16 protein-coding genes are annotated in these 20726 nt (G+C 65.0%); 11 read left to right on the top strand and 5 right to left on the bottom strand.

What is annotated here, in order from left to right; translation table 11 throughout:
* Window positions 1-3 precede the first annotated feature (3 nt).
* The 3 genes from EBN1_RS01515 to EBN1_RS01505 all read right to left on the bottom strand — a co-directional run bounded on the left by EBN1_RS01515 (window position 4) and on the right by EBN1_RS01505 (window position 3463).
* A complete protein-coding gene (locus EBN1_RS01515; protein WP_041645500.1) occupies window positions 4-1179 on the bottom strand; it encodes a transposase in 1176 nt (391 codons plus the stop codon).
* Window positions 1180-1418: 239 nt separating this feature from the next.
* Complete coding sequence (locus tag EBN1_RS01510; RefSeq protein WP_011236154.1) at window positions 1419-2489, bottom strand: hypothetical protein; 1071 nt, start codon at window positions 2487-2489, stop codon at window positions 1419-1421.
* Window positions 2490-2650: 161 nt separating this feature from the next.
* Entirely contained in the window at window positions 2651-3463 is an 813-nt protein-coding gene (locus EBN1_RS01505) for an IS5-like element ISAzo23 family transposase (protein ID WP_041646779.1), read from the bottom strand.
* 382 nt (window positions 3464-3845) lie between these two features.
* Between EBN1_RS01505 and EBN1_RS01500 the strand changes: the two genes are divergently transcribed.
* Window positions 3846-4880 carry an IS630-like element ISAzo32 family transposase gene (locus EBN1_RS01500; RefSeq protein WP_011236151.1) on the top strand — a complete coding sequence of 345 codons (1035 nt, stop codon included), beginning with the start codon at window positions 3846-3848 and terminating at the stop codon, window positions 4878-4880.
* A 99-nt stretch (window positions 4881-4979) separates the two neighbouring features.
* Here EBN1_RS01500 and tnpA read toward each other — a convergent pair whose 3' ends face one another.
* A complete protein-coding gene (gene tnpA / locus EBN1_RS01495; protein ID WP_011236150.1) occupies window positions 4980-5414 on the bottom strand; it encodes an IS200/IS605-like element ISAzo20 family transposase in 435 nt (144 codons plus the stop codon).
* Window positions 5415-5785: 371 nt separating this feature from the next.
* On the opposite strand from tnpA, the gene EBN1_RS01490 reads away from it, so the two are divergent.
* The 8 genes from EBN1_RS01490 (at window position 5786) to EBN1_RS01455 (ending at window position 14508) form a co-directional block, all read left to right on the top strand.
* Window positions 5786-7108, top strand: coding sequence for an IS110 family RNA-guided transposase (locus EBN1_RS01490; protein WP_041645493.1), 1323 nt, complete (start codon window positions 5786-5788; stop codon window positions 7106-7108).
* 672 nt (window positions 7109-7780) lie between these two features.
* Window positions 7781-10684: a monovalent cation/H+ antiporter subunit A gene (locus EBN1_RS01485; RefSeq protein ID WP_011236147.1), complete on the top strand. Its 2904-nt coding sequence runs from the start codon at window positions 7781-7783 to the stop codon at window positions 10682-10684.
* Entirely contained in the window at window positions 10684-11031 is a 348-nt protein-coding gene (locus tag EBN1_RS01480) for a Na+/H+ antiporter subunit C (protein ID WP_011236146.1), read from the top strand. The genes EBN1_RS01485 and EBN1_RS01480 overlap by 1 nt, the downstream gene beginning before the upstream one ends.
* 141 nt (window positions 11032-11172) lie before the next feature.
* Window positions 11173-12789, top strand: a complete 1617-nt coding sequence (locus EBN1_RS01475; RefSeq protein ID WP_011236145.1) for a monovalent cation/H+ antiporter subunit D — start codon at window positions 11173-11175, stop codon at window positions 12787-12789.
* Window positions 12786-13268 (top strand): Na+/H+ antiporter subunit E, encoded by a 483-nt coding sequence (locus EBN1_RS01470; RefSeq protein ID WP_011236144.1) that lies wholly within the window; start codon window positions 12786-12788, stop codon window positions 13266-13268. The genes EBN1_RS01475 and EBN1_RS01470 overlap by 4 nt, the downstream gene beginning before the upstream one ends.
* A complete protein-coding gene (locus EBN1_RS01465) occupies window positions 13265-13546 on the top strand; it encodes a K+/H+ antiporter subunit F (RefSeq protein ID WP_011236143.1) in 282 nt (93 codons plus the stop codon). Before EBN1_RS01470 ends, EBN1_RS01465 begins: the two co-directional genes overlap by 4 nt.
* A complete protein-coding gene (gene mnhG, locus EBN1_RS01460) occupies window positions 13543-13854 on the top strand; it encodes a monovalent cation/H(+) antiporter subunit G (protein WP_011236142.1) in 312 nt (103 codons plus the stop codon). The genes EBN1_RS01465 and mnhG overlap by 4 nt, the downstream gene beginning before the upstream one ends.
* Window positions 13855-13947: 93 nt before the next feature.
* Window positions 13948-14508 carry a DUF2889 domain-containing protein gene (locus EBN1_RS01455; protein ID WP_011236141.1) on the top strand — a complete coding sequence of 187 codons (561 nt, stop codon included), beginning with the start codon at window positions 13948-13950 and terminating at the stop codon, window positions 14506-14508.
* Between the two features lie 19 nt (window positions 14509-14527).
* Here the strand turns inward: EBN1_RS01455 and putA are convergent, their stop codons facing one another.
* The gene (putA, locus tag EBN1_RS01450; RefSeq protein ID WP_011236140.1) at window positions 14528-18205 is read right to left on the bottom strand and encodes a trifunctional transcriptional regulator/proline dehydrogenase/L-glutamate gamma-semialdehyde dehydrogenase; all 3678 of its coding nucleotides are present in this window, start codon (window positions 18203-18205) and stop codon (window positions 14528-14530) included.
* Between the two features lie 384 nt (window positions 18206-18589).
* Between putA and EBN1_RS01445 the strand changes: the two genes are divergently transcribed.
* Together EBN1_RS01445 and EBN1_RS01440 are read left to right on the top strand one after the other, a co-directional pair.
* On the top strand, window positions 18590-19867 hold the full coding sequence (locus EBN1_RS01445; RefSeq protein ID WP_197531846.1) for a phospholipase D-like domain-containing protein: 1278 nt from the start codon (window positions 18590-18592) through the stop codon (window positions 19865-19867).
* Window positions 19868-19993: 126 nt separating this feature from the next.
* A complete protein-coding gene (locus EBN1_RS01440; protein ID WP_011236138.1) occupies window positions 19994-20722 on the top strand; it encodes an alpha/beta fold hydrolase in 729 nt (242 codons plus the stop codon).
* Window positions 20723-20726 lie beyond the last annotated feature (4 nt).

The raw sequence follows: 20726 nt of genomic DNA, 5'->3' as shown, positions 1-20726 counted from the left end.
GTGTCATTGTCGCAATCGCATCAACTGATCGGCAGACAGCGCCAGGACACCGAACATCAGGTGTCCCATGACCTTGGTGCCGCCCTTGACGCGGACGGTGTTGCCGCCGAACTCATCCTTGAGCCGTGCATTGCTGCGCTCGGCGACGGTGCGTTCGTTGTAACGGATCGCGTCGGCAGGCTCGAACTCCTCCTTCATGCCGCCGCGCGGATTGTGGTCGATCAAGGGGACATGGCCGAGGCTGCGGCAGTGCTCATGCAACGCGAAGCTGCAGTAGGCGGCATCCATGACGTCGTAGAGGTTGGTGACGCGCTGAGCGCTGATCAGCGACAGGGGGATGGCGGCGCGGCTGTCGTGCATCGAGGCCGACGACAGCAGCGCCGCAATCGGCACGCCACAGTCGGCGGTGTCCAGGTGCAGCTTGTAGCCGTTCCAGCTGACTTTGTACCCCTGGGCATTGCACTTGGTGCCGCGGTCGCACACCGTGGGGATGTCCTCGAGCCTCTGCGCTAGGCGCTGCTGGCGTTGGCGCTGGATGGGCGAAACCTTGGCGGGGGCACGGACTTCGCCGCGCCGGGGGCGGCCGCGGCCGCGTTTCTTCGCCGGCACCGGTGGCGTTGGCGCGGCGGTTTCTTCCTCGATGCTCAGGGACGATTGGGCCGCAGGCGCCGGTGTCGCCGCCGCACCCCTGGTGTGGGCCGGGCGCTCGCGCGCTTCGATCGCGGTGCCATCGCGGCTGAGGTGCCCGATCAGTTCATCCCCAAGGTGTTCCTTGATGAGCGCCTCATGCACCCGTTCGGCCAGACGCGCCGCGGCAAACTCGTCGAACGCGCGCGAGAACGTGGCTTCGGAGGGCAGCTTGCGGCACAGCGGGAAACCACAGATGCGCCGCAGCGCACGATCCACCGTCAGGCGCTCGATCAGCCCCACCGTGGTCGTCAGTCCCAGCACCGCCTTCGCGACGAAAGCGTTCGCCAGCCAGGCCCGCTCACAGGGCGGACGCCCCACCCGACACCATGTCGACGCCGTGAATTCCTCGATGCGCACCCATTCCAGGGTGTGGATGACTTTCTCCAGCTTCGGCGTCAGCGCGCCCACCTCGTTCTTCAACTCGGGCAGCAGTTCGTGCTGAATCACGTTCCAGCGTTGCAGGATCAGTTCGCGTCGGATAGCATCCATGGGGCGGGCGTTATGATGTTGGCTTCGATAACCGCATCATGCCAGAAATGGCCGCCCGCACCCTCCGCCTTTGCCTCCCGCCGCAAAAAATCCCCCGTGCAGAGCTCCTTTTGCAAGAGGCTCGAGTGTCAATAACAGGCTGCCGCTACCAGAACTCCGCGCCGGAGACTTAAGCAGCACGACGCTCCCGTCGTCAATGGTGTGCGAAGGGGAGCATCGTCAAGGTTGTCGCCTAGTGATTAATGGGCTGCAGATCTCGTCAATTCTTGAAGCCGTTCGACAATGGCTCCGAGATCAGGAGTATCGTCCGAGAAATCCGCCTGTTTGGAAACGGTGGAGGCAGCCTTCGCTTTCAGCGTGTCCATAACGGACATTTCGGATAATGCATTCTTCTCAGCAGAACCTGCGTCCATGTTCGAAAGAGACTGCGTTTCAAGGTTTAAGGGGGCTGCGGTACGCGTGGCGACAGCGGCATACCTACTGCTGAGCGAGCCGTCACTGTAACGCTGACGATAGAAGCCGTCCATTCTCGAGGAAGTCGTAAAAGACATTTCAAAGGCTTCATCCATGGAGATGCCCTCATCCAAGATCAGCCACCGTCCGAGCGAAGATGCATAGGCGCCACTGACGTCAAAATTACCATAACTATCATAGCCGAGGATCAGGCAAGGCAGATCACTATCGCCAGTTACTGCGAGACTGTCAGCGTCAAAGCTATAGTTCTCGGTGAATTTGGAGATAATTGTGAAGTCCATCTTCCATGATCCGGCAAGAAGCGCCGTTTTACCGCAAGCGCTCTCCGGGTCACTGGCGCCGCTGCCGCTGGTGCGGATTTCCGTCACCACGAAACTTTGTTTCGCCTGACTCCAGTCCAGTATCGCCGTTGAACCAACCTGCGGAAAATCGCCAGCTTCAATTCGCTTATTAGCCCCACTCATAAACGGAACTCCAGCGGATCGGATGCTGGTGAAAGTCCTTGTCTCCATCAGAGCACCATCGGCATATACCCTAATGACATGGGTGCCAGGCTGCGGGATATTGTAGTTGTAAAGCAGGGAAAACCCTGTATTAGGGTGCCCACAGATGCTCTCGGTATCGTTGCGGATGCTGCCCACGCCGGACTTCCCGAGCGAGACGCCGTCAACCGAGACAACTATCTCTTTGGCTGTGCAGTGCCAGCCTGAAACGAGACCGATTCCCGACTCAATCGATCCAGGTTGTGGATTCTCAAGATATCCGCTAGCGGCCGCTGCAAGTGGGGTGAAAAACAGGCTGCAAGCTAGCCGTTTCCGGTCGATTCTCCTCAACATTCTATTTTCCTCATGGTTTGGTGCCTCTCTAGGCTCACGGGCTGCCCCGAAGTTAGTTTCGTGTGATCCGTCTTGTCGCAAATCGGGCGAAGTAGTTTCCCCTGTTTGCAAAACACCGTAACGGGATCCCTCGGCACTTATCCAGTCAAGCCTAGAGCGTGTTATGAACTTGCTTCCAGTGCCAGCCAGAACGCGGCCTTGGGCAGCATGAGGATGCAGAAGACGACGAAATGCAATCCGGCCAGCACTTGCGGCATCCGCTCGAAATCCCGACTCAGTCGTCTGAATCGGGACAGCCACCCGAAACTGCGCTCGACGACCCAGCGCCGGGGCAGCAATACAAATCCCTTCTTCGCCTCGGGAAGTTTGACGATTTGAAGATCGATACCCGCCGCCTTGGCCGCTTTCCGAGCTTCGTCGCCCGTGTAGCCCTGGTCGGCCCACGCCACTTTGACCGTTTCGCCCGTGGCTTGCTGCACCGCCTCGCACAGGTCCTTGACCTGCGCGCGCTCCTGTTCATTGGCCGGCGTGACGGTCAGCGCAATGAGTTGCCCCAGCGTATCCACGGCCATATGTACTTTGCTGCCCCGACGCCGCTTGTAGCCGTCGTAGCCGGCCCGCGGCCCGCTTTCGCAGCTGCTTTGCAGCGTTCGCCCATCGAGGATCACGGCACTGGGCTGGGCCTTGCGACCGTCGCCGACTCGGATGATCGAACGCATGTCGCTCACCATCGCCTCGAAACAGCCCGCATCGTTCCAGCGGCGAAACTGCTGATACACCATCTGCCAGGGCGGAAAATCATTCGGCAAGAGTCGCCATGGCGCGCCGGCCCGAGCCAGCCAGCGCAACGCGTTGAACACTTCGCGCAAGGGGTAGCTGCGCTGCGGCGCCTGCTCGGTCATCAGCGTCAGATACGGCGCCACGAAATGCCACTCCTCTTCACTGACATCGCTCGGGTAGGGTTTTCTGCTCACAGTGATCAAAAAACATCAACTATATCAGCTGCATAAGTTCATAACACGCTCTAGAGCGTGTCGTGACTTTCATCACGAAAATGCTTTCGTTGCACAATCACCCGTTCGGTATCGTGGTTAAACGACTCGATCTGGGTAGCCTCAGACGAGGCATCGCGCCTAAACGTTCTCGTCATGCTTACGATATTAGCATGTCGAGCGCTTACCCAACAACGGCGTTTCACCATTTTTTCAGTGTCACCTTACTCAGAAGTCAGCAAGTAGGACGACACCGTCGGCCCATATATTCATCGCAATAGATTGAAATCATTAGCTTTCCAGTTTGAATTTGTCGCTTACTAACATTCTCGTAAGTATTGTCACACCATGAGACAATACGCGGATGAAATGCAAACGGAACTCGGACGGTCGTGCGATCGACCACCACTCGCTTCAGGTGATGCGCCAGCAGGCGATCAAGGCGGTTCGGGAAGGCCAGACGGTGCAAAGCGTAGCGGCCGCCTTCGGCGTGAATGTGCGCAGCGTCTTTCGGTGGCTGGCCGACTTCGCCCAGGGCGGGCAAAACGCGTTGCTCGCCAAGCCGATTCCCGGGCGCCCGTCGAAAGTGAGCACGGAGGAGATGCGCTGGCTCGCGCAGGCGGTGCGGGACCACACGCCGCTGCAGTACAAGTTCGAGTTCGGGCTGTGGACGCTGTCGCTGATCCGCGCGCTGATCATTCGGCAGTTCGGCAAGGCGCTGTCGATCGCCACGGTCAGCCGGCTCATGAAAGGACTCGGCTTCAGCGCGCAGAAGCCGCTCTACCAAGCCTGGCAACAGGACGCCGCGCTGGTGCGGCAATGGGAGGCGGAAACCTATCCGGCGATCCGCTCCGAAGCGCGTGCGACAGGCGCGACGATCTACTTCGCCGACGAGTCGGGCATCCGTTCCGACTACCACACCGGCACGACGTGGGCGCCGCGTGGGCAGACGCCGGTGGTCGAAGTGACCGGCCGGCGCTTCTCGCTGAACATGATCTCGGCGGTGAGCCCGCAGGGCGAATTTCGCTTCATGCTGCACGAAGGCTCGGTCACCGCCACGGTGTTTCGCGAGTTCCTCAAGCGGTTGATGATCGGCGCCGACAAACCGGTCTTCGTCATCGTCGACGGCCACCCCATTCACAAGGCCAAGTTGGTTCGGGCCTACGTCGACAGCCTCGAAGGCCAACTCAGGCTCTTCTACCTGCCGCCGTACTCGCCGCAACTGAACCCCGACGAACAGGTCTGGGCGCACGTGAAGCGTCAGGTCTCGAAGCGCCTGGTGCAGGACAAGGACGAAATGAAGCGCCTGGCCTTGGGCGCGCTGCGCCGGATTCAACGACTGCCCAGCCTCGTCAAATCGTTCTTCCTTCAGCCCGAGTGCCAGTACGCCCTTATCTGACATTACTTTTTAAAAAGTCAAATACCACCGGCAAAGCCGGTGGCTTGATTTTGTGAGCGCCTCAAAGGCGCCCATGAAACCGTGGGCCGCCCCTGGCGGCTACGCCATCGGAAGCCTCATCTGATCGTAACGCTCGTCCTCCTCTTCCTGAGCGCGGATGTACGCCCGCACGATCGCTTCGTCCAGACCAACCGTAGAAACGAAGTAGCCGCGCGCCCAGAAGTTCTCGCCAGTAAAGTTCTTCTGTCGGCCGCCGAACCGTCGCGCGATCTGGATCGCACTCTTGCCCTTCAGATACCCGACCACGTTTGAGACCGCATACTTGGGAGGAATGCTCAGGCACATGTGCACGTGATCGCCCATCAGATGCCCCTCCACAATCTTCGACTCCTTGTGTGCCGCCAACTCGTGGAGCATCTCCCCAAGATGCCGACGTAACGCCCCGAACAGCTTCTTCTTGCGCCTCTTCGGTATGAACACCACGTGATACTTACAGTCCCATCTCGTGTGACTCAGGCTCTGATACTCTTTCATCGTGAATCTCCTTCTCTTGGCGGAGATCGAAAATTCACGCTGACCGTCGTATAGGTCAAACCTCTGTGAGTCCCCCGGCAAAGCCGGGGGCTTACCTCATTACTGAGCATCCCAAGCCCGTGACCGTGCCCGGTGTTCGCGAAGAAACGACGATGCGCTACAAAGTGAACGGCAGCGCCGAGATGACCGACCCGTCATTGGTGCAAGTACACGGCGTTAGCCGACGCCGTTGTGCGAGCCCGTTACTGAGCATGGTCCGGGAATCGTCGGTGACAGTGGTGAGCGGTGAGAGCCGCATCCCGTTTGAGAGATCGAGTCGAATTCGACGCTTCCCCTGGCGCTGCCGTTCATCAACGATCGTGAGGCAGACCATGGCAATGCGCAAGCGAAACGAGGAAGTCTTTCCCAATGCGGCGGGGATTGATGTCGGCGCATCGAGTCACTGGGTGGCGGTGCCGCCGCATGTGGCCGAGGATTCGGTGCGCGAATTCGGGACGATGACCGACGACTTGAACGGGATGGCCGACTGGCTGCTGGCCTGTGGTGTCGATACCGTGGCGCTGGAATCGACCGGGGTGTACTGGATTCCGGTGCATGAGGTGCTGGAACAGCGCGGGCTGAAGGTCTGGCTGGTCGATGCGCGGCAGTTGAAATACGTGCCCGGCCGCAAGAGCGACGTGCAGGATTGCCAGTGGCTGCAGAAACTCATGAGCCTCGGGTTGCTGCGCGCCGCCTGGCGTCCGGCGGGCGAGGTATGCGTCGTGCGCGCGATCGTGCGCCAACGCGAGGTCCTCCTGACCGAGCAGGCGCGCTGGGTGCAGCGCATGCAGAAGGCGCTCGTGCAGATGAACCTCCAGCTGACCGAAGTGCTCAGCGACATCATGGGCATGACCGGGGAGGCGATCATCCGCGCCATTGTCGCCGGCGAGCGCGATCCGCAGGTGCTGGCTCGGCTTCGCCATCGTCGGGTCAAGGCCAGCTCCGAGGACGTGGTCAAGGCACTGACCGGCAACTGGCGCGAGGAACATCTGTTCGTGCTCGGCCAGGCGCTAGCGATGTACGACGACATTGCGCGTCGCCTCACCGAGTGCGATGCCAAGCTGCAGACGCTGCTGGCCGAACGCGGTCAAACCCAGCTTGATCTCGGCCAAGCGCCGCGCAGCGGCAGCAAACTGGCGACGGCATTCGGCCTTCGTCAAGCCTTGGCTAACTGGGCCGGCGTCGATCTGACGCGCATCAATGGCCTGGGCGTCACCGTTGTCATGAAGCTCCTGTCGGAGATCGGGCCCGATCTGAGTCGCTTTGCCAGCGTCAAGCACTTCTGCTCCTGGCTCGGGCTTTGTCCGGGCACCAAGATCAGCGGCGGCAAGGTGCTCGCGTCCAGCACCAAGCGCTCAGCCAATCGGGCGCGGCATGCGCTGAAGATGGCGGCCATGACGCTCTCGCACAGCAACTCAGCCCTCGGCGCCTTCTACCACCGGCTGTGCGCACGCATGGACAAACCCCGCGCCAATACCGCTGTCGCCCACAAACTGGCCCGCCTGGTCTACTTCATGCTCACGCGCGGCGAACAATTCGTCGATCAGGGGCAACAACGTTACGAGGAACAGCAGCGGCAACGTAGTATCGCCGCCCTCAAGCGCCGCGCCGCTGCCTTCGGGTTTCAACTTCAACCGACCGCGGTGGCCGCATGAAAACCGCTGCCGTCAGTTCTGTTTCTTGAGAGTTAGTAAGTTCCTGTCTTCTGAGTAATGCCATTGGCTATTTCTCTCATATTTCCTTCCGGAACACCACTTGCACATAAGCTCAAACGGCTAAGTACCGCACCCACTGGCTATCATGTGTTGATTGGCGATCTGCTGCGCATCGTCGTCGCGCACTCCTACCTTCGAAGTCTTGCCCTCATGATCCCTCCATGTTTTTGACTTTTGGAAGTCGTATGGGACTAGACTTTCTACCAAGTTCAATGGTAGAATTATTTCTTGTCCCGGATTTCGCCACAGCTTGCGGGGGGCGTAAAAATACTGCTAAGAGAGGGCGTTTCCGCCTATGAGGGAAACGATCATGCTTTGCTTTCCCGCCGTTGTTCTAGTTGCGCCCTCGGTTCATCTTCCAGTCGTCTCTGGATTCCTGCTCGTCCTCGACGTCATGTCGACGAGCCAGCGATGAGCCTCTCGATCAGGTTTTTCTCGCTTGTCCTTCTGAAGTCTGCCGTTGAAATCCGCTACCCGTACGGGGTCGAAGGCTTTCGATCAACGTATCAGGGCGCAGGCGAGGACGAGGGGTACTGCGTCTGTGCGCGTCTTTTAGCATTACGGCATGGTGGCTCGCCGGGATACGCAATTACGGGTTAGCATTGGAGCAAAATGACTCTGCTCCTGATCATACTGCTGCCGTTCGCCGGCAGCCTGTGCGCCGCCTTCCTCCCGTCGAACGCCCGAAACGCCGAAGCATGGCTCGCCGGGCTGGTTGCGCTCGCGACGACCCTGCTGACTGCGAGCCTGTACCCGCAGGTCGCCGACGGAGGCGTCGTGCGTGCGTCGCTGCCGTGGGCCCCGGAACTCGGCCTGAGCTTCTCGCTGCGGCTCGACGGCTTCGCGTGGCTGTTCGCGATGCTGGTCGCCGCGATGGGGACCCTCGTCGTCGTATATGCGCGCTATTACATGTCGCCGGCCGATCCGGTGCCGCGGTTCTTCTCCTTTTTTCTCGCATTCATGGGCGCGATGCTCGGCGTGGTACTGTCGGGCAACCTGATCCAGATGACGATGTTCTGGGAGCTGACGAGCCTCGCCTCGTTCATGCTGATCGCGTACTGGCACCACCGCGTGGATGCTCGCCGGGGCGCGCGCATGGCGCTCACCGTCACGGCAGCGGGCGGACTTTCGCTGCTTGGCGGCGTGCTCCTGCTCGGCCATATGGCGGGAAGCTACGATCTGGATGTCGTGCTGGATTCGGGGGCGGTGATCCGTTCGCATCCCTGGTATCCGGCGGCGCTCACGCTGATCGCGTTCGGCGCGCTGACGAAGAGCGCGCAGTTTCCGTTCCATTTCTGGCTGCCGCACGCGATGGCGGCGCCGACGCCGGTTTCGGCCTATCTGCACTCGGCGACGATGGTCAAGGCCGGAGTGTTCCTGCTGGCGCGGCTGTGGCCCGTGCTCTCGGGGACCGACGCATGGTTCTGGATCGTCGGCGGCGCCGGCTTGTTCTCGCTGGTGATCGGCGCCTATCTGGCGCTGTTCCAGGAAGACATGAAGGGCGTGCTCGCGTACTCGACGATCAGCCATCTCGGCCTCATCACGCTGCTCCTCGGGATGAACACGCAACTGGCGCTGGTCGCAGCAGTGTTCCACATCGTCAATCACGCCGCGTTCAAGGCTTCGCTGTTCATGGCGGCCGGCATCGTCGACCACGAGACGGGCACGCGAAACCTGAAACGTCTGTCCGGTCTTTACCGCGCAATGCCGCTCACGGCGACGCTGGCGTTCGTCGCTGCCGCGTCGATGGCCGGCGTGCCGCTGCTCAACGGCTTCCTGTCGAAGGAGATGTTCTTCTCCGAAACCGTCTTCCTGCAGCGCCCCGACGTGCAGCGGATCGGGCTGCCGCTCGCGGCAACGGTCGCAGGGATGTTCAGCGTCGCCTATTCGCTGCGCTTCATCGACGAAGTCTTCCTCGGCCCGAAGGCGACCGACCTGCCGCGCGCGCCGCACGAACCGACGCGCTGGATGCTGCTGCCGAGCGCGCTGCTGGTGCTGATGTGCCTGCTGGTCGGCGTTTTCCCGGCGCACACTGTCGGTCCGTTCCTGAAGACGGCGACGACGGCGATCCTCGGCGCCGATGCGCCCGCCTACAGCCTGGCGGTGTGGCACGGGTTCAACCTGCCCGTGCTGATGAGCTTCGGCGCGCTCGCCGGCGGAATCCTGCTGACCATTCTGCTGCGGCGCTATCCGGGGATCCGCGCGCCGCTCCTCGGCCGTTTCGATGGCAAGCGGGCGTTCGATGTGGCGCAGACCGGAATCATGTCGGGTTCCGAGCGTGTGCTGCGTGCGTTGTCCTCGCGCCGCCTGCAGACGCAGTTGTTGCTGGTGGTCGGGGTCGCGGTCGTCGGGGCGCTTTATCCGGCGCTGACCGCAGGGTGGTCGTGGGGCACGCGTCCGATCCTTCCTCCCCACCCGGCTTTCGTGCTGATGTGGGTCATCGGCGCGGCGTGCGCCGTCGCCGCCGCGTGGCAGGCCAAGCATCACCGTTTCGCGGCGCTGATCCTGTCCGGGGGCGCCGGGCTTGCGACGAGCCTGACCTTCGTCTGGTTCTCCGCGCCCGATCTCGCGCTCACGCAACTCACCGTCGAGGTCGTCACTGCAGTGCTGATTCTGCTCGGGCTGCGGTGGTTACCGCGGCGCGACGAGCGTTTCCGGATGGGGGAGCGGGTGCCGCTGAGCACGCACGTACGGCGTGCCCGGGACACCCTCGTCGCAGCCGCAGCGGGACTCGGACTCGCCGGTCTAGCCTATGCCATCCTGACACGCCCTCCGACCGACGGTGGCATCTCGCCGTTCTTCGTCGAACGGGCGCTGCCGGACGGCGGCGGCCTGAACGTCGTGAACGTGATCCTCGTCGACTTCCGGGGGTTCGACACCTTCGGCGAAATCACCGTGCTCGGGATCGTCGCGCTGACCGTGTATGCGCTCCTGCGCCGGTTCCGCCCGGCGCCCGAGAGCGTCGCGCTGCCGCGCCAGCAAAGCGAGCAGGACGGACCGGACGGAGACAGTGAAGAGCGGCTGCCGGACCCCGGCGCGCCGCTGCCGGACGGTTACCTGATGCTGCCGGCGGTGATCGTGCGACTGCTCCTGCCGCTGGCGACGCTGGTGTCGCTGTTCTTCCTGTTGCGCGGGCACAATGCGCCGGGCGGCGGCTTCGTCGGCGGGCTCGTGCTCGCGACCGCAGTGATCCTGCAGTACATCGTCGGCGGCACGGTATGGGTGGAGTCGCGGCTGCGCATCCATCCCCAATACTGGATTGCGTTCGGGCTGCTCGGGGCCGGGATTGCCGGGGCCGGCGCGTGGTTCGCCGCCGAGCCGTTCCTGTCGAACCAGTCGTGGCACGGCAAGCTGCCCCTGCTCGGTGAAATCCATCTGTCGACAGTGCTGCTGTTCGATCTCGGGGTCTACCTGCTCGTCGTCGGGGCGACAGTGCTGATGCTGGTCGCGATCGCGCACCAGTCGCTGCGCAGCCATCACCGCAAGGCGATGCTTGCTCGCGGAGGGTTCGTCTGATGGAAATCGTCCTTGCGCTGGCGATCGGGATCATGGGCGGCTCGGGCGTGTACCTGCTGCTGCGCCCCCGCACCTACCAGCTCATCATCGGCCTGTCGCTGCTGGCCTACGCGGTGAACCTGTTCATCTTCGGCATGGGACGACTCAATCTCGGCCGTGCACCGGTGATCGCGCCGTCCCACGGCAGCAACCCCGCGTTTTACGCCGATCCGGTGCCGCAGGCGCTGGTGCTCACTGCGATCGTCATCGGTTTCGCGACGACCGCACTGTTCCTCGTCGTGCTGCTTGCCTCGCGCGGGCTGACGGGCACCGACCATGTCGACGGAAGGGAGCCGGAGCAGGAATGACGAAGCCGATGCGTTCCGCGGCCGCATCACGCCTGGCCGATTGCCCTTTTGGCGGAGCTCCGGCATGAGCACTTCGCCGGGCCGCCCCAAGAAGCGCTCAGGCCCGCTTGGCGGGACCGCGCGTAGCGCGAGGGTGCTCCAGTGAGCGGCTGGCTGCAGCATCTGCCGATCCTGCCGGTCGTCCTGCCGCTGTTCGCGGGAGCGGCGATGCTGCTGTTCAGCGAAACGCGGCGGCGCGCGCGCACGATTCTCGCGCTGGCATCGACGATCGCGCAGCTGGTCGTCGCGATCATGCTGCTGGGGATGAGCGGCGGCCTGATCGCCGCGCCGTGGAGCGGCGAGGTCGGCGTTTATGCGCTCAGCGACTGGGCCGCGCCGTTCGGTATCGTGCTGGTCGTCGACCGCCTGTCGGCGATCATGCTCACGCTGGGCGTGACGCTGGGACTCGCGACGCTTGTATATTCGCTCGCGCGGTGGGAGCGCGCCGGCACGCATTTTCTGCCGCTTTCTCAGTTCCTGCTGATGGGGATCAGCGGCGCCTTCCTGACCGGGGATCTGTTCAACCTGTTCGTCTTTTTCGAAGTGCTGCTCGCCGCGTCGTACGGGCTCGTCCTGCACGGTTCGGGCGCGACGCGGGTGAAGGCCGGGCTGCATTACATCGTCGTCAATCTCGTCGCGTCGCTGCTTTTCCTGGTCGCGGCGTCCCTCATCTACGGTGTCACCGGCACGCTCAACATGGCCGAACTGGCGTTGCGCATCCCGCTCCTCACAGGAGACGAACGGGCGCTGGTGGATGCGGCCGCGGCGCTGCTAGGCGTCGTGTTCCTCGTCAAGGCGGGTGCGTGGCCGCTGAACTTCTGGCTGGTCGCCGCCTACGGCGCGGCGGCTGCGCCGGTGGCGGGCGTGTTCGCGATCCTGACGAAAGTCGGCGTCTATGGGCTGCTGCGCTTCGAAACGCTGCTCGGCGACGCCGCGCCGGCTCCGTTCGGCGGGGAATGGATGTTCTACACCGGCCTCGCGACGATCGCGACCGGGACGCTCGGAATGCTCGCCGCGCAGCAGCTGGACCGCCTCGCCGGCTGCACGGTGATCGTCTCGTCGGGAACGCTGCTGACGGCATTCGGCTTCGACGGCTACGCGCTGACGGGTCCCGGCCTGTTCTATCTCGTCAGCTCGGTGCTCGCGAGCGGGGCGTTCTTCATGGTCATCGAAATGGCCGAGCGCGGCCGGGCGATCGCCGCTGACCTCCTCGCGGTCAGCTTCGAAGCCTTCGGGCTCCAGGATCCCCAGGACCCCAGACAGATCGAGAGCGTCGTCGGCTTTCCGATCCCGGCCGCGATGGCTTTCCTCGGCCTGGCGTTCGTCTTGTGCGCGGTCCTGCTGACAGGGTTGCCGCCGCTGTCGGGGTTCGTCGGGAAGTTCACGCTGCTCGTCGCGGCAATCGCTTTCGAACCGGGACCCGGCTCCAACGCCCCGCACCCCGGGCTGTTCATTGCCGCGCTGCTGATTTCCGGTTTCGCCGGCGTGGTCGCATTGTCGCGCATCGGGGTACGCATTTTCTGGAGCACCGAGCGCAGCGTGCCGCGGCTGCAATGGATCGAAGCCGTTCCCGTCACCGCGCTGCTGCTGCTGTGCGTCGCGCTCGCGGGAGGCGCCGGGCCGGCAATGACGTATTTCAACGCGACCGCCCGATACCTCGAAGGCAGTGGCTACGTGGAAGCAGTGCTGCCGGCGGCGACGGAAGGTTTTGGGCGATGAAGCGCAGACTGCCGACTCTGCCGATCTTCCTGCTGGTGATGTGGCTGTCCCTCAACGACAGCCTCGCGCCGGGGCAGATCGCGCTCGGCGTGTTGTTCGCGGGCCTGGTCACGCTCGCCGTCGCGGCCCTGCGCCCGGTGTCCGCGTGGCCGCGGCGCTTCGACGTCGCAGTCTTCCTGTTCTTCGACGTCCTCGTCGATATCATCCGCTCCAACATTGCAGTCGGCAGCATCATCGTGGGCGCGTCGAAGCGGCAGCCGCACATCGGTTTCATGAAGATTCCGCTCGAACTGCGCGATCCGCACGGACTCGCCGTGCTGGCGATGATCATCACCGCCTGTCCAGGCTCCGTCTGGGCCGGATACGACAGGGAGAGCAACGTGTTGACGCTGCATATCCTCGACCTGCAGGACGAAGCCGCGTGGATACGAACGGTCAAGCAGCGCTACGAACGACCTCTGATGGAGATCTTCGAATGAACAATGTCCTTCCGTGGGCCGTGTACTTCGCCCTGATGTGCGTTTCGGTCGCGATGGGATGCGCCGCGCTCCGCCTGCTGCGCGGCCCGCAGGCGCAGGACCGGGTGCTCGCCCTCGACACGTTGTACATCAACGGCATGCTCGTCGTGCTCACGCTGGGGATCGGCTTCGGCTCGAGCATCTACTTCGACATCGCGCTGCTGATCGCGCTGTTCGGCTTCGTCGGCGCCACCGCGATGGCCAAGTTCCTGCTCCGCGGCGAGGTCATCGAGCCATGAACGCGATGAACGTGCCGTTGTGGGCGGCGCTCCCCGCGGCAGCGCTGCTGGTGGTCGGAGGCCTGTTGACGCTCGTCGGTTCGCTCGGACTGCTGCGGCTGCAAGATTTCCACGCCCGCATCCACGCGCCGACGATGGGCAGCACGTTGGGCACCGGCTGCATCCTGCTTGCCTCGATCCTGGTTTCGTCGGTGCTCGCGCAACGGCCGGTGGTCCATGAGTTGCTGATCACAGTGTTCGTCGTCCTCACGTCGCCGGTGACCGCGATGCTGCTGATGCGTGCCTCGATCTACCGCCGCCGCGGTTGAACAGCCTGTGCTGTCGATCCCCGCCGGCTGCGATTACCATTGACTTTTGCCATCGCGGTGGCGGAGGCGGCCACCGCTCCGGAGGAGGCTGGAATGCTTGGGGAAAGCGAGCGCGAACTCGTGCATACGCGACAGATCACCTGCCGCGCCTATCGCCGCAAGGACGGCCTGTATGAAGTCGAAGCGACGGTCGCGGACGAGAAGGCGCAGGAGATGATTTTTCGCTCGCGCGAGCCGATCCGTCCCGGCGAACTGATCCATCACATGACGATCGCGTTCCTGATCGACGGGGATTTCACGATCCTCGACGTCGAGGCGCGGATGATGGCGGTGCCGTGGCCGGTGTGTCCGGAAGCCGCTGAGGGTTATCGTCGCCTCATCGGGCTCCACATCGGGCCCGGATTCGGCCGGCAGGTCCGCGAGCGCGTCGGCGGGACGCAAGGATGTGCGCATCTGACCGACCTCATCACCCAGGTCGGTAACACCTACACGCAGGCTTCCTGGCCGGACCGCGTCGCCCGCCAGATCGCCATCGACCCCGACCCGCGACGCTGGCCGGATGCGCGTGCCGTCGCCTTCGTCGGCGAGTGCCTCGCATGGCGGCGCGACGGGGAGACGCTGCGCGGCGAATATCCGGAACTCGCCGGCGAGTGAAGCCGGGCTGACCGCCGCATCAGGCGCCGAGCGCCATCAGGCTGGCATTGCCTCCGGCGGCGGCGGTGTTGATGCTGACGGTGCGCTCATGGACGAGCCGCGCCGCATCATAGTCGGGTTCGGGCTGCAGCAGCGGCACGATCGGGCCGTCGCGTTCGGCGAGGCGGACGCGCCACGCGTCGGCCTCTGCCGCGGTGCCGTCGAGCAGCAGCGCGCCGAACGGGTGTCCTGGCCAGTCGGTGTCCAGCGTCACCGCCTTTCGGGCCGGGCCCGGCAGCGCGTCGAACAGCGCGCGATGCGCGGCATCGTCCGTGAATACGATGCGGTTGCCGCTCGCGAGCGCGGCGAGGAGCTGGTGCAGGCGTCCGACGGTGGTTGTGGCGACGCCGGCGACGAGGCCGCGCGGGACGAAACGCAGGCTGTTGTCTTCGCCGGTCGGCCCGGGCAGGGCGAGCCGCAGGCCAGCGAGGCGCGTCGCGCGGCAGGCGGCGATCCGCTCGTGCAGGAATGCGCGGCCGGCGTCGTCGATCAGCGTCCGCCCTGCACCGTCGAGCCAGGTGACGAGGCAGCCGAACGCCTCGCCGTCCGGGAGCCGGTCGCGGCCCTCCAACGCCGGCCCCGGGCTGCGGCGCAGCAGGCGATGGACGTACAGCGGGCCGCCCGCTTTCGGTCCGGTGCCGGACAGGCCTTCGCCGCCGAAAGGCTGCACGCCGACGACGGCGCCGATCATGTTGCGGTTGACATAGAGGTTGCCGACGCGGGCGTGCGCGATGACGGCATCGATCGTCTCGTCGATGCGCGAATGCACGCCCATCGTCAGGCCGTAGCCGGTCGCGTTGATCGCGTCGAGGAGGCGGTCGAGCTCCTCAGCGCGGTAGCGCAGCACGTGCAGGATCGGACCGAAGTGCTCGTCGCCGACGTCGCGGATGTCGCCGACCTCGATGATCGTCGGCGCGACGAAAGTGCCCCGGCTGCAGCGCTGCGGCAACGCGAGGCGGGTGATTCTCGCGCCGCTTGCCTGCATCGCGGCGACGTGGCGCTCGAGCGCCGCCTGCGCGTCCGCGTCGATGACCGGACCGATGTCGTTGCGCACATCCGACGAGTCGCCGAGCCGCATTTCATCGAGCGCGCCCCGCAGCATCGCGAGCACGGCGTCGGCGACATCGTCCTGCAGGCACAGCACGCGCAGCGCCGAGCAGCGCTGGCCGGCGGAGTCGAAGGCCGACGCAATCGCGTCGGCGACCACCTGCTCGGCGAGCGCCGTCGAATCGACGATCATCGCGTTCTGCCCGCCCGTTTCGGCGATCAGCGGCACGTCGCCCCCACGTCTGGCGAGCGCGCGATTGATCCGCGTAGCGACCTCGACCGAGCCGGTGAACAGCACGCCGCGCACGCGCGGGTCGGCCACCAGCGCGGCGCCGACGATGTCGCCGCGGCCGGGGAGCAACTGCAGGACGGCCGCGGGCACGCCGGCTTCGCGGAACAGGGCCACTGCCGCGGTGGCGATCAGCGGAGTCTGTTCGGCCGGTTTGGCGAGCACCGGGTTGCCTGCGGCGAGCGCCGCCGCGATCTGGCCGGTGAAAATTGCCAGCGGGAAATTCCACGGGCTGATGCACAGCACCGGTCCGAGCGCGGCATGGCTCGCGTTGTCGAAGTCGCGCACCCGGGCAGCGTAGTAGCGGCAGAAATCGACGGCCTCGCGCACTTCCGCGAGGACATTGGCCCATGACTTGCCCGCTTCGCGGACCGCCAGCGCGACGAGTTCGTCCGTGTCGCGTTCGATCAGTTCGGCAGCGCGCTCGAGGCAGGCGGCGCGCGCCGCCGCGGCCCGCATCGCCCAGCCCGGCGCGGCGCCGGATGCCGCCGCGAGCGCCCGTTCGACGTCGATCTCATCGGCGTGAACGACCATCCCGACGACGTCGGAGTGATCCGCCGGATTGCGCACAGGGAGCACGTTGTCGCGCGAGGCCGGGGATGCTGGCCCGTTCGCGAGCAGCGGTCCGGCGCGGCGCACGACGCTGCGGCTGAGCTGCAGCGCAGCGCCGATGCGCTGCCGGACCGGCTCGCTCGCGAGGTCGTGGCCCGCCGAATTGCGCCGCTCGCTGCCGTACAGGTCGGCCGGCAGCGGAATCCGCGGGTGAGGTGCGCCGGCGAGCGGCAGCGCTTCCTCGACCGGATCGGCGACCAGCGCGTCGATGCTGACGTTTTCATCCACGATGCGATTGACGAAGCTCGAGTTCGCGCCGTTTTCGAGCAGGCGCCGCACGAGGTACGCAAGCAGCGTCTCGTGGCTGCCGACCGGAGCGTAGATGCGTACCCTGCGCCGTGAGCCGGTGTCGCCGACGACCTGGTCGTAGAGCGGCTCGCCCATGCCGTGCAGGCACTGGAACTCGTAGTCGCCGGCCGCGTAGTCGTCGCCCGCGAGCTGGAACACCGCCGAAAGCGTGTGGGCGTTGTGCGTCGCGAACTGCGGATAGAGGACGTCGCGTGCTGCGAGCAGCTGTCTGGCGCATGCGAGGTAAGCGACATCCGTGTAGAGCTTGCGCGTGAACACGGGGTAGCCGGCGAGGCCCTCGACCTGGGCGCGCTTGATTTCTGCGTCCCAGTACGCGCCCTTGACGAGCCGCACCATCAGGCGCCGGCCGCTGCGCCGGGCCAGCTCGATGATCCAGTCGACGACGCGCGGCGCGCGTTTCTGGTACGCCTGCACGACGAAGCCCAGGCCTTGCCAGCCGGCGAGCTCGTCGTCGAGCGCGAGCGCTTCGAGCAGGTCGAGCGACAGCTCCAGGCGGTCGGCTTCCTCGGCGTCGATGTTCAGGCCGAGGTCGTAGTGCCTTGCCAGCATGCACAGTGACTTCAGCCGCGGCAGCAGCTCGGCGAGCACGCGCCCGCGCTGCGACCACACGTAGCGCGGATGCAGCGCCGACAGCTTGACCGAAATGCCGTCGCCGTCGACGACGCCACGGCCGGCCGACGCCTTGCCGATGGCGTGGATCGCCTGCTCGTAGCCGGCGAGGTAGCGCTGCGCGTCGGCCGCCGTCATCGCCGCTTCGCCGAGCATGTCGAACGAGTAGCGGTAGCCGCGCCGGCGCGCCGCCGCGCTGCGCTCGAGCGCTTCGGCGATGTTGCGGCCGGTGACGAACTGTTCGCCGAGCAGGCGCATCGCCAGGTCCATGCCGCGACGGATCAGCGGTTCGCCGCCGCGCGCGAGCATCCGCGTGAGAGCGCTCGAAAGCCCTTGCGCGCTGCTCGTCCCCACCAGCCGTCCCGTCACCAGCAGGCCCCAGGTCGCGGCATTGACGAACAACGACGGGCTGTGGCCGAGGTGCGCGTGCCAGTCGCGGTGGGCGAGCTTGTCGCGGATCAGCCGGTCGGCAGTCGCGGAGTCCGGCACGCGGAGCAGCGCTTCGGCGAGGCACATCAGCGCGACGCCTTCCTGGCTCGACAGCGAAAACTCCTTCATCAGCGCGTCGACGCCGCTGGAGTGTGTGCGCGTCGCGCGCAGGCCTGCGACCAGCTCGCGTGCCTGCGCGCGAATGCGCGCCTGCAGTGCGGCATCGATCCGCGCGGCGCGGATCAGCGGCGGCACGCATTCGGGTTCGGGCGTTCGCCAGGCAGTGTCGATGCGCCGGCGCAGTTCGGAACGGGCAGCGGCGGGGAGGGCGGCAGTGGCGGGATCAGGGATTTCGGGCTTCATCGCGAGGAGGACTCCTGAAAGCGCGATCGGGGACTGCGGCTGCCGTTCGCGTACACATCCGGCCGTCACCTGAGCCCGCGATCGAGCGCGGCGGGCATGCGACGGGTGGACGAGATTCTTGCACGGTTGGACGGCCTCACGCACTGCCCTCCGCAAGGCCGAACCCCGCCGGGGGGCGTTATGAGAGCGTTTTGACAACCGACTGGTGCAGATACGCTGCCGAGCCGCCCCCGCACCGGGCTGGAGAGGTCACTTCGGGTAAGCAGGCCTCACCTCCTCATGCGCTTCTGTGTTTCAATTTCCCACGTGACCGGCAGAACGCGAGCCTGCCGCGTCGGACTGTCTGCATCTCGCCGAAAGGGCCTTTCGATGCCACGAAAATGGATGTCCAAACGCATGCTCTGGACCGCCGCGATCACGGCGGTGGGCACCGGAGTCGTGGCGTTGGTGGGGATGAACTTCTCCACGCCGGAAAAGAAGCTGGAACAGGTGCTCGCGCACCGCTTCCCCGTCGCCGCGCCGCAGTTCCGGCGCGAGATGTCGGTGCTGCTCGGGCCGCCGATCATCGCGGGCAATCGCGTCACTGCACTGCAGAACGGTGATGAGATATTCCCGGCGATGTTGCAGGCCATTCGTGGCGCTCGCACTTCGATCACGTTCGAGACGTACATCTACTGGTCCGGCGAAATCGGCAGGGAATTCTCCGATGCGCTGGCCGAGCGCGCGCAGGCCGGGATTCCGGTCCATGTCACGATCGACTGGGCGGGCAGCATCAAGATGGACGAGCGCCTGCTGCGGAAGATGGAGCAGGCCGGGGTGCGGGTCCATCGCTACCGGCCGTTGCACTGGTACTCGCTCGACCGGCTCAACAACCGTACGCACCGCAAGTTGCTGGTTGTCGACGGACGCATCGGCTTCACCGGCGGCGTCGGGGTCGCGGACCAATGGCTCGGACACGCGCAGGATCCCGAACATTGGCGCGATTCCCATTACCGCATCGAGGGCCCGGCCGTCGCGCAGATGCAGGCGGCGTTCAACGACAACTGGATCAAGACGACCGGCGAAGTGCTCAGCGGTCCGGCCTATTTCCCGGAGCTGTCGCCGGTCGGAGACGTGGCCGCGCATCTCTTCCTCGCGTCGCCGTCGGGCGGCAGCGAGAGCATGCACCTGATGTACATGATGGCAGTGAGCGCCGCGAAACATTCGATCGACCTCGCCGCATCGTACTTCGTGCCGGACGAGCTGATCGTCAAGGCGTTGATCGCCGCCCGGGAACGCGGGGTGCGCGTCCGCGTGCTGCTGCCCGGCCCGTACATCGATTCGGACGCAGTGCGGTTCGCGTCGAAAGCCGGATGGGGGCCGCTGCTGCAGGCCGACATCGAGATCCACGAATACCAGCCGACGATGCTGCACACGAAGCTGCTGGTGATCGACCGCGAGGTGGTGTCGGTCGGATCCACCAATTTCGACATCCGTTCGTTCCGCCTCAACGATGAGGCGAGCCTCAATCTCTACGACCGGCCGTTCGCCGAGAAAATGATCGCGGTCTTCGAGTCCGACCTCGCGCAGGCGCAGCGCTACACCTATGAAATGTGGCAACAGCGGCCGATGAAGGACAAGCTGATCGAGAAATTCGTGCTGCCGCTGAAGTCGCAGCTGTGACGGGGCCGGGGCGCGCAAATCCCGCACCTTGCGGCGGTTCGACTCGGCCGGCCGGGGGGACTAGACTGGATTCAGGGTTTCGGGGGCGCACTGCCGTCCTGGTGACAGATCGAGAGAGGAATCGACATGGAAAAGATGAACCTGCTTTTGTTGCCGGGACTGCTGAACGGGGCGAGCCTGTTCGAGCACCAGGCAGAGGGGCTGGCGGACGTGGCCGGCATCACGATCGCCGACCTGACCGGTTCGGATTCGATGAGCGGTCTTGCGGACGATGCGCTGGCGCAAGCGCCGGATGGTCCGTTCGTGCTCGCCGGGATGTCGATGGGCGGGTATGTCGCCTTCGAGATCCTGCGCCGGGCACCGCACCGTGTACGTGCCCTGGCGCTGCTCAGCACGAGCGCGCGCCCCGACACTCCCGACGGCACGGCGGCGCGCGAGGAGCTCATCGAACTCGGTGCCACCGATTTTCCGGCAGTCATCGAAAAACTGCTGGCGCGCATGGCGCACCCGGACCATGCGAACACCCCCGAGGTGGGCGGCGTGTTCCAGTCGATGGCGACCGGGCTCGGGTACGAAGTGTTCGTACGCCAGCAGCGCGCGATCATCAGCCGCGCGGACAGCCGGCCCACGCTCGCCGACATCGAATGCCCGACGCTCGTCCTGTGCGGCCAGGATGACGTCATCACGCCGCCGGACGTGCACCGTGAACTGGCTGCGGGGATTTCCGGGGCGCGGCTTCACGTCATCGAGGAATGCGGGCATCTCGTGCCGCTCGAGCAGCCCGAACAGGTGACCGGGCTGCTGCGCGACTGGCTGGCGGCGCTCGCGATGCCGCCGAAGACGCCGGGAACCTGACAAC

The organism is Aromatoleum aromaticum EbN1, assembly GCF_000025965.1.
GTDB lineage: Bacteria > Pseudomonadota > Gammaproteobacteria > Burkholderiales > Rhodocyclaceae > Aromatoleum > Aromatoleum aromaticum.
Note: the sequence above shows the minus strand (reverse complement) of the source record. Positions and strands in the feature narration are given on the sequence as shown.